The sequence below is a fragment of the Acidobacteriota bacterium genome (genome assembly GCA_026393755.1).
Classification (GTDB): domain Bacteria; phylum Acidobacteriota; class Vicinamibacteria; order Vicinamibacterales; family JAKQTR01; genus JBAXOX01.
Window position 1 is genome coordinate 1 of the sequence record JAPKZO010000011.1, and the last position, 7,317, is coordinate 7,317.

Annotated in this window: 6 protein-coding genes and 2 pseudogenes; 5 read left to right on the top strand and 3 right to left on the bottom strand. The window is 63.9% G+C overall.

From position 1 onward, the window contains the following. Positions 1–289 precede the first annotated feature (289 nt). Positions 290–1,669, top strand: coding sequence for an IS1380 family transposase (locus tag NTV05_04725; GenBank protein ID MCX6543702.1), 1,380 nt, complete (start codon positions 290–292; stop codon positions 1,667–1,669). 970 nt (positions 1,670–2,639) lie between these two features. Beyond that, positions 2,640–3,002: pseudogene (locus NTV05_04730) on the top strand (transposase). A gap of 218 nt (positions 3,003–3,220) precedes the next feature. Here the strand turns inward: NTV05_04730 and NTV05_04735 are convergent. The 3 genes and pseudogenes from NTV05_04735 to NTV05_04745 form a co-directional block, all read right to left on the bottom strand. After that, positions 3,221–4,018, bottom strand: coding sequence for a dienelactone hydrolase family protein (locus NTV05_04735; GenBank protein ID MCX6543703.1), 798 nt, complete (start codon positions 4,016–4,018; stop codon positions 3,221–3,223). Positions 4,019–4,181: 163 nt separating this feature from the next. Further along, positions 4,182–5,414, bottom strand: a complete 1,233-nt coding sequence (locus NTV05_04740; GenBank protein MCX6543704.1) for an anaerobic sulfatase maturase — start codon at positions 5,412–5,414, stop codon at positions 4,182–4,184. Between the two features lie 26 nt (positions 5,415–5,440). After that, a pseudogene (locus NTV05_04745) lies at positions 5,441–5,761 on the bottom strand (transposase). A 283-nt stretch (positions 5,762–6,044) separates the two neighbouring features. On the opposite strand from NTV05_04745, the gene NTV05_04750 reads away from it, so the two are divergent. The 3 genes from NTV05_04750 to NTV05_04760 all read left to right on the top strand — a co-directional run bounded on the left by NTV05_04750 (position 6,045) and on the right by NTV05_04760 (position 7,211). Then, the gene (locus tag NTV05_04750; protein MCX6543705.1) at positions 6,045–6,332 is read left to right on the top strand and encodes a BrnT family toxin; all 288 of its coding nucleotides are present in this window, start codon (positions 6,045–6,047) and stop codon (positions 6,330–6,332) included. After that, positions 6,304–6,612, top strand: coding sequence for a hypothetical protein (locus NTV05_04755; protein MCX6543706.1), 309 nt, complete (start codon positions 6,304–6,306; stop codon positions 6,610–6,612). The genes NTV05_04750 and NTV05_04755 overlap by 29 nt, the downstream gene beginning before the upstream one ends. 269 nt (positions 6,613–6,881) lie before the next feature. Further along, on the top strand, positions 6,882–7,211 hold the full coding sequence (locus tag NTV05_04760) for a hypothetical protein (protein ID MCX6543707.1): 330 nt from the start codon (positions 6,882–6,884) through the stop codon (positions 7,209–7,211). The last annotated feature ends 106 nt before the right edge of the window (positions 7,212–7,317 follow it).

Genomic DNA, 7,317 nt, shown 5'->3' on the forward strand with positions numbered 1-7,317 from the left:
ATCTCCCGGAGCTGATGGTCGCCGTGATCGACTCCTTGCAGACCATTCGTGCCCACCGTCGCAACCTCCGAGGCTGCATTACCCACTCGGCCCTTCCCCTTTTTTTGCGCTGACAGTGCCATTCTTTATGCAGCGGTCATTAGTTAGCCTTGATGCGTCAATCGTGAGCGCGCGCACGACGGGGCGGCTCACACCCTGATTACTTACCTTCTTATTGAAAACGGCCTTCCGCTGGGGGTAGAAGGAGATACCACTCAACCTTCCTCACCCCAACGAAAGGCCACTGTCCGTGAGAAGAAGAAAATCCGATCTGACGGCCCGTGTCAACGGGAATCTCCGGCTGGAATTCGGGGACGTCACGTTGACGTCGTACGCGGGCCTGGAGTTGTTCGGCCGGTATCTGCGGCAGTCGCATTTCAATCAGCTGATCCGGCACGCGTGCGCCGATACGCCGCTGGGCGGCGATTTCGGTGTGGTGGCGATGATTCGGCTGCTGCTCGCCCTCGTGGTGCTCGGAGGCCGACGCCTGCGGCATCTGGCCTACCTGGCGGATGACGTGGCCGTGCAGCGGTTCGCGGGGCTGCGCGTGGTGCCGACGGCGCGGACGGTGAGCCGATGGTCGCAGAGCTTCTCCATGAAGACCGTGACGACGCTGCAAGTGCTGAATGCCGCCGTCATTGGCCGCGTGGTCCCGCGTCAGGCATGGCGCACGCTGACCGTCGATGTCGATGGCACGGTCGTCTCGACCGGCTTGCAGGTCGAGCGGGCGCGCCGGGGGTTCAATCCGCATCACCGCAAGGTGCCGAGCTACTACCCGATCGTGGCGCACCTGGCGGAAACGACGCATGTCCTGCGCGTCCAGAATCGGTCGGGCGATGTCCATGATGGCAAGGCCTCGTTGCCCTTCCTGCGGGATCTGTGGACCCAGATCCGCCCGATGGTCCGGCAGGCCGGCGACCTCCGGTTTCGCTTCGATGGCGCGTTTTTCCGCCAGGATGTGCTGCGCTGGCTGACCAGCCGGGGCGCCGGGTACGCGATCAAAGTCCCGTTCTATCAGTGGCTCGACCTGCAAGCCTACATTCGGCAGGCGTCGGCGTGGACGAGGGTGGCGGCTGACGTGTGGGGCTTCACCATCCCCCTGGCTGTGACCCCGTGGGCGACGACCCTCGCCGTCACCATTTATCGGAAGCGCGTGCACCATCGGTCTCCGAAGAACTACCAACTCGATCTGTTTGACCCCAATGACGGCCACTGGGAATACTCGGCGGTGGCCAGCAACCTCGACTTTGCGATCCGCCCGCTGTGGCATTTCATGTGTGGGCGGGGGCTCCAGGAAAAGACCCTGGGGCAACTCAAGAGCGGCTTGGCGTTTCAGACCGTGCCCACCCAGGCCTATGCCGCCAACAGCGCGTGGCAGCAAGTCGTCACCCTCGCACACAACCTCTTGATCAACTTCCAGATCGAAACCGGGGCCGCCTGCCGGCGGCCGACCCGGAAACGGACCGTCCTGCCACGCCTGCAGTCGATCCAGACCCTGCGCTTCGTGCTCTTTCACCGTGCCGCGCAACTACTCCGCCCGGCCGGCACCGCGGTGCTACGATTGACCGACAATCCCGCGACGCGGGCGGCCTTCACTCGAATAGAACAGGCCCTCGCGCGCGCGGCGTAGTTTTTGTCACATCAAGGTTAGACATGCCGATGCGACACTGGCGAATGCTCCGAAACGTTGTTCTGGCGCTGATCCGTGGGACTTCATTACTGCCGGCCGCTTCCTCGTGCTCGTATTCTGGAAATGAGGTATGGCATGCGACTGGGATCTTTCCGCGGCCTTGCCGCCATCACGTGCGGCCTCTCTACATGTGTCATCCTCTCAGCGCAGTCGTCAATGGGGCGCCTCGCAGAGATGGCGGCAGCTGCGAAGGCGAGAGGCGAGAACCACGTAGTGCGCGAGATGATGATGGTTGACATTCCGTTCGAAACTGGGCTTAAGGAAGTCATCCAGACGAACTCTCTCGTTCTAGCAACACTCGTTGGACGTCCCGCAGTACAGGTCGTGCAACCTGACTTCATCGAAACCTGGCGCGTCCTGCGTCTCGTCCGCGCGCTCGCTTCAGGCCCGTCGGCGCCCTCTGCTTTCTGTTCGCAGCAACTTCCGGCTAGCTTGTCCCTGCGTTCCGGTGAACTCGCGCTCGGCCTCGTCTCTGGTTCGACAACGATCGATGGAGTATCTGTCACGGTCCGGGGCGTCTTCTCCCGACTTGAGTTCACAACAGCGAGACAGTATCTGTTGGTCGGAACACAATGCCCCTCTGGTGTGTTCGCACTGCACCATGGCGCCTCTAGCGTACTTTATGTGTCCCCGGCTGGCCGTGTCACTCCTGAGTGGCCAGAACGGCCCTTACCATTTGCGCGGGAGCTTGTCTCCCTCGGCACTGTCTCGCAGATAGCTGACTACGTTGGTAAAGCCAAGTAGGTTGGCGCCGCTCTGGCGCGATCCTAGCTAGGCTCGCGCCGTTGTCGTGCTCCTATCGTGCCCCCGGGCGCTGCCGAGCCCAGCCGCGGTTCGTTCGTTCGCAACGTACGTTCTCTCCCCCCCCCCCGAAGAGCGGTAATACCGCGCTCCTTGAGGCCGCTCCGGTGTGCGCCGGCGGCGCCGGACCGCCACGACTGGTGAATCGCGGTCGATCGACGTCCTCCGCGAAGGTGTTCGGGTGCTCGCCCAGGCCCTGATGGAGTCCGAGGTCACGGCCGTGGTGCGTGCCGAGCGCCACGAGCGCAGCGAAGACCGCACGGGGTACCGCAACGGCACCCGGGTCCGGAGCCGGGATACCCGCGTCGGTACCGTCGAATTGGCGATTCCGAAGGTCCGCCCTGGCACCGACTTCCCGTCGTTGCCGCAGCCGCGCCGGCGGGCGGAGCAGGCGTTGCTGACGGTGGCGCAGGAAGCCTACGTGCGCGGCGTCTCGACGCGGAAGGTCGATGACCTGGTGAACGGCGTGGATGCACGGATCGACTTCGGGATCGAGCGGAATCATCTCGGTCGTGCCGTCCTTCAGAGGGACGGCGTAGTACCGCTTCACGCTCACTTGTCCGATCGCATCGGCCCCCGGCGCCGCGTGATGACGCCGTCTCGGGCGTACAAGGCAATCAGGCCCGGCGCCTCGGTCCCGGCCGGTCCGAAGGAGCGTTCGGCTTACAATGACTGCTCGCCGCGGGCAGCCTACTTGTAGTTGCCTACGAGCGATTTCAGTCTGACCCAGGCGGCCTCGCGCGCCTTCTTATCCGCCTCCGACCCGCTCGGGTTCTCGCCGCTTCGCATGAAGCCGTGCCCGGCCCCCTCGTAGGTGACCGGTTCAAAGACCTTATTGGCCGCCTTCATCTGCTGTTCGGTCGCGGGAACCGAGGCCCCGATGCGAGCATCGTTGCCGCCGAAGAAACCATAGACCGGCGCTTGAATTCTCGGAATGTCGGCCGCATCCGGCCCGCTTCCGTAAAACACAAATGCCGCAGCCAGGTCCTTCCGGTTGGTCGCAAAGCGGAAACACTGGCTTCCGCCCCACGAGAACCCGACCACGGAGACCTTGCCGTTGCAGGAAGGAAGGCCCTTCACGTAATCGACGCAGGCGTTGAGGTCCGCCGTGATCTGGTCCGGCGGCAGCTTGTTGATCATCCCGCCCGCGGCGCCCATCGGCAGGTTCCGGGCGGGCTTGCCGTCCGGAGTCATGCCCGAGAGAAGGTCGGGTGCGATGGCGACCCAGCCCGCGGCCGCGAACTCGTCGGTGACGTTCTGCACCCAGTCGGTCATCCCGAAAATCTCGTGAATGACAACGATGCCGGGCATCTTCGCGGTCGATTGCGGAGAGGCCATGAAGGAATCAACATTCCTGGCGCCGTTCTTTATCGTGACCCACTCCTTCTTTCGCGGAGACTTCTCGAGAATCGCCTTGGCCCAATCCTGCGCCCCCACAACCCGTGCTCCCAAGGCGATCGCGGCCGCTCCGGTCGCGCCTTGTCCCAAGAAATGCCTTCTCGAAACTGTACTCATGTTCGATGCACTCCCTTATCTGATTGATTGTGGACGATTGCCCGCGGCGCTGTCCTCGGACGCATTCTAGCACCGGCGGAGGCAGGGTGATTCGACGGCTCGGGACACGACGGCTCGGGCGCGCACGAATGGGGCCTCAGGCGGCTCCGCAGCACTTCTTGAATCTTCTGCCGCTGCCGCACGGACACGGATCGTTCCGCCCGGCTTCTATCCGGACTCGCATCGCCGTCGCCGCCGGCTCGCGCCCCTTTGCCACGAGTCTCGCCAGCGGCTCGCGGCTGTGCATAAAGAACCGCTTCAACCCGGCGCACAGATAGTTGAGTCCCGGCTCTCCGTCTGGAGTGCGAATGAAGCGGTACTTCGGGCAGTGGCCGTGGCACATGGCGAACACTTCGCATTCCCGGCAGTAACGCGGCAACGCGTCGCGCTTGGCGTCGCCGAAGGCCCGCTGCGTCGCGCTATCGAGCATCTCGGCGAGCGGCGTCTGATGGATGTTGCCGATCCGGTGTTCGCGGTCGACGTAATGATCGCAGGAGAAGAAATCGCCGTTGTGCTCGAGGGTGGGAATCTGGCCGCACGTTTCGCGAAAGATGCACAGCGAGTGGTCCAGCCCGGCCGCCGGCCGCGCGGCTTCTTCGAAGTACTGAACCCCGATCCGCTCCACGTCCCGCGCGATCCACTCGTCGACGATCTTGCACAGGAACGTTCCGAAATCCTCGGCTGAGGGCGTGTGCTCGCTCACGCCGCGCTCGGTTCCGGGCGCCGGCTCCACAACCGGAAGGAAGCCCAGATAGCGCGCGCCGATCTGGCGGAAGAAGCGATAGACGGTCAGCGGATGTTTGACGTTGAGACTGTGCACGACACAGAGAACATCGAGCGAGACGCCGCTTCCGCGCAGAATCTCGTAGCCGCGCATCGCCAGCCGGTGCGTTGGCTGCCCCCCTCTGTTCACCCGGTAGGCGTCGTGCAACTCGGCGGGTCCGTCCAGGCTCACGCCGACGTGAAAACGCTCTGCTGCCAGAAAGCGTCCCCATTCCTCGTCGATCAGCACGCCGTTGGTCTGCATGCCGTTGCGGACCACCCACCCGGCCGGCTTGTGCTTACGCTCCAGGTCGACGGCCTTCCGGTAGAAGTCCACGCCCAGCAGCGTCGGCTCGCCGCCATGCCAGGAAAAGCTGACTTCAGGGCCGCCGGACGCGGCGATGTGCTGAACGATGTACTCCTCCAGCACCGCATCCGTCATACGGGGCGCGCGGTTATCGGGATACAGCTCCGCCTTGTCCAGGTAGTAGCAGTACTTGCAGTCGAGATTACAGATGGCTCCCACCGGCTTGGCGAAGATCTGAAAATCCCCTGAGGCTTTGGCCACGGTTCCTCGTTTGGAAGCTGTCGCTCTCACCGAATGGGCGCAATGCCCAGTTGTCCGCAGATCTTGACGGCCAGGCGGTTGTCGAGACGATAGGCCATCCTCTTGAGTTCCTTCAGCTGGTCTCCGTCCCGCTCCACCCGCAGCTCGCGGTTTTCCTTGCGGAGCCGCGTCAACTCCTCGCGCTCGGCCGTCGTCAGCCCGGTGCGCTCCTGCGTCCGGTCAGCGCGCGCCCGATTGACCCACTCGCGGAGTGCCGTCTCGGTCAAGTCCAGGTCCCGGGCGACCTGGCCGACCGTCTTGCCCTCCTCGAGCACCAGGCGCACCGCGCCCGCTTTGAACTCGTCGGTGAGCGTCCGGCGGAGTCCAGCCGCTCACAGCCCGTGGCCTCGTCCAGTGCGTTACTTCCCGCAATCCTTCCGCTTCCTAGAGATTGCGAGAGGTACGTCCGCAGGCGTACGCTGCGAGTCGCTACCGATTGTCGCCCCATTGTCACCCAAACGCGATCCGCTGGCCGCGCCGGATCTGCGATCACTTTCGCCCCGTCGGTCGTCGCGTGCGGGGTGAGACGGTCTCTGCCGTCGTCGTCGCGACCGACCTATTCGAGTCCCGAGGTGAGGGTATACTGAGTGCGTGGTCTTTGCGTGGGATCCCAGTAAGGCGACAGCAAACGTCAAGAAGCACGGTGTTGACTTCAGGGAAGCCGCAACCGTCTTCGACGACCCGCTGTCGACAACCTTTCCGGACGGGGCGCACTCGAAGACCGAGCGGCGATTCCTCACCATTGGGTTGTCGGCCAATCGGCAAGTGCTGGTTGTCGCACATTCCGGGGACGACGAGACAATCCGGATTATCAGCGCCAGACCCGTCACGCGGCGCGAGCGGAATTTCTATGAAGAAGACCAGCGCGAGTCGGAATGACGAATTGCTGCCAGAGTACGACTTCGCTTCGATGAAGGGCGGCGTCCGAGGCAAGTACGTCAAGCGGCTTCGTGAAGGCACGAACATCGTTCTCGTCGAGCCGGATGTGGCAGCAGCATTTCCGTCTGCCAATGCCGTGAACGAGGCCCTGCGGGGGATTCTCAACACGGCCCGGGCGGTTCGTCGCACCGGCGGGCTGCCGAACACGGCGCTCCAGCCGAAGGCCCGTGCCCATCGCAAGGCCGAGCCGCATCAGCCAGCCCGGGCTGCTCGCGGCTGACGAGCGACTGCTCGACCCTGGACGCACCCGGTTCGGGACCGAGGGGTCGGTGGTTCGAATCCACTCGCCCCGACCACACAATCGCAGAGGGAAGCCAGCGTGTGCTGGCCTTTCCTGCGTACGGGGTTTCGGCGCGTGGTCTGCCCCGGTGCCGTTTCGTGATCCACTGGCCCGATTAGTTCTTGGCCCGACCGCCTGTGCAATAGAAGACAGACCGGCGGGGCCCGAATCGGCGATTATGTCCAGGGAGTTGCCAAAGGAGGCCTGTCGTGGCGAGAGCGAACAGCAACGCTCGTCTGTCTGGACGCGCCAAGCGCGGTGTCAAGGCGCCGATGAGTGACCTGGTCTACGAAGCGAAACTGATCGTCGGCCTGCTCCCTCTGTTCCGCGACAGTGTCAACAAGGACGAATTGCCACTCAGTTTCATCCTCAAGAAGGGACGAGACCGAGCCGAGGCCAAGGCCAGAAAAGCGTCTCGGTGGACCGCCGCGCAGCGTCAGGCGGCGTCAGACCGCATGAAGAAGCGTTGGGCGGCCAAGCGGCGCGCGAACAAGACGTCGCCGGGATCCGGCAGCGGTCTGTCCAAGCGCGTAAGATGATGGGATGACGACTTCGCTCAAGACCGCTTCGGCATCCGGTTTCTCTTCCCTTGGACTGGCCCCGAAACTGGTGGCGTCAGTCACGGCGCTCGGCTACGAAGAGCCG

Excerpts from the sequence above, each read along its gene's own strand:
- NTV05_04755 (MCX6543706.1), top strand. The coding sequence starts at position 6,304 with ATGAAGAAGACCAGCGCGAGTCGGAATGACGAATTGCTGCCAGAGTAC.